The organism is Mycobacterium innocens (assembly GCF_900566055.1).
GTDB classification, from domain to species: domain Bacteria; phylum Actinomycetota; class Actinomycetes; order Mycobacteriales; family Mycobacteriaceae; genus Mycobacterium; species Mycobacterium innocens.
On record NZ_UPHQ01000351.1, the window covers coordinates 1 to 1,438 of the forward strand.

Below are 1,438 nucleotides of genomic sequence, written 5' to 3' on the forward strand. Positions count from 1 at the left end.
GGGATTCCCCTCGTAGCGTGGAGACGTCGCTATTGAGGAGGCGGCGATGGCAGCAAACAGGCGGAAGTTCGATGAGGACTTCAAGGCTGGCGCGGTGCGGATCGTGCGAGAGACCGGCAAGTCGATCGCGCAGGTGGCCCGAGAGCTCGGGATCCACGAGGGCACGCTGGGGCACTGGTGCACCCAGGAGCGGCGGCGACGGGCCGGCGGTAACGATGAGTTGAGTGAGTCCGAACGCCAAGAGTTGATCCGGCTTCGACGGGAGAATGCCGAGCTGGCGATGCAGCGTGATGTGCTCAAGCGCTCATGCGCCCTTTGGGTTCGAGAAGCGATGGGCCGGTAGAGATGTCGCGGTTCATCGACTCCCAGAGGGCGCACTACGGCATCGCGCACGCTACGACGTGCCGGGCGTTGGGGGTGTCGCAGTCGTGGTTCTACAAGTGGCGCCATGGCGACCCATCACCCCGGCACGCTCGCCGAAGGGCGCTGACCGCAGACATCGGGCGGCTGTTCGCCGTTCACAAGGGTAAATACGGATCCCCGCGGATCTACGCCGACCTTCGCGATGAGGGCTGGAGCATCAGTGTCAACACCGTCGCGACGATCATGCGTGAGCAGGGCCTGGTGGCTCGCCCCAAGCGGCGCCGCCGGCATACCACCCGGCCGGGCAAAGGTCGGTGGCGAGCGTCTGACCTGGTTAAACGCAAGTTCGCCGCCAAACAGCTCAACACCAGGTGGTACGGCGACGGTACCGAAGTCGATACCGATGAGGGCAAGCTCCAGTTGGATTCGGTGCTGGATATGGCCTCACGGCGCATTATCGGGTTCGCGATCGGTGAGCACCACGACGCCGAGCTGGCCTACGGGGCCTTGTCCATGGCGGTGGCGGTGCGCGGCGGAAGACAGCAGATTGCCGGGGTCACCTTGCACACCGATCAAGGCAGCGAGTACACCGCGGGTGCGTTTCGGGCTGCTTGCCGACGTTGCGGAATCCGGCAATCCATGGGACGGCCGGGCTCGGCTCTGGACAACGCGGTGATCGAATCCTGGCATTCCACTTTGGAATTCGAGTTACGCATGCTGGAGCACTTTGACACCAAGGTCCAGGCCCGACACGAGCTGGTCGCCTGGATCGAGGACTACAACGCTGATCGCCGTCATTCGGCACTGAACATGCGATCTCCGCTGCAACACGAACAGCAGCTCCGTGACGGCGGGTCCGAATCCGACGGGCAGCAGTCATGAGTGCATCCCGCCCCGGCAACGAGCAGTATGGAGGTGTCCTCGCCGGCGTCAAGGCCAAGCCCTGCGGGTGGCCTACGGCCAGCCCTGACACCGGCTGCGGGCACCACCCCCTGGCTGCTACCCGGGGCAGCAGCAAACAACTTCACCACAAGATCCCTACAACTGAAGTCTCCACGGATTCAGGGGAGGCCCG

General features: G+C 64.4%; 3 protein-coding genes. All 3 read left to right on the plus strand.

Annotated features, from left to right (window positions below; translation table 11 throughout):
• Positions 1-46 precede the first annotated feature (46 nt).
• On the plus strand, positions 47-343 hold the full coding sequence (locus tag EET03_RS29670) for a transposase (protein ID WP_075542973.1): 297 nt from the start codon (positions 47-49) through the stop codon (positions 341-343).
• Positions 344-345: 2 nt separating this feature from the next.
• Positions 346-1,245 (plus strand): IS3 family transposase, encoded by a 900-nt coding sequence (locus EET03_RS29675; RefSeq protein WP_075542974.1) that lies wholly within the window; start codon positions 346-348, stop codon positions 1,243-1,245.
• A partial coding sequence (locus EET03_RS30995) for a hypothetical protein (RefSeq protein ID WP_208649170.1) occupies positions 1,242-1,438 on the plus strand: 197 nt, incomplete at its 3' end. The genes EET03_RS29675 and EET03_RS30995, both read left to right, overlap by 4 nt.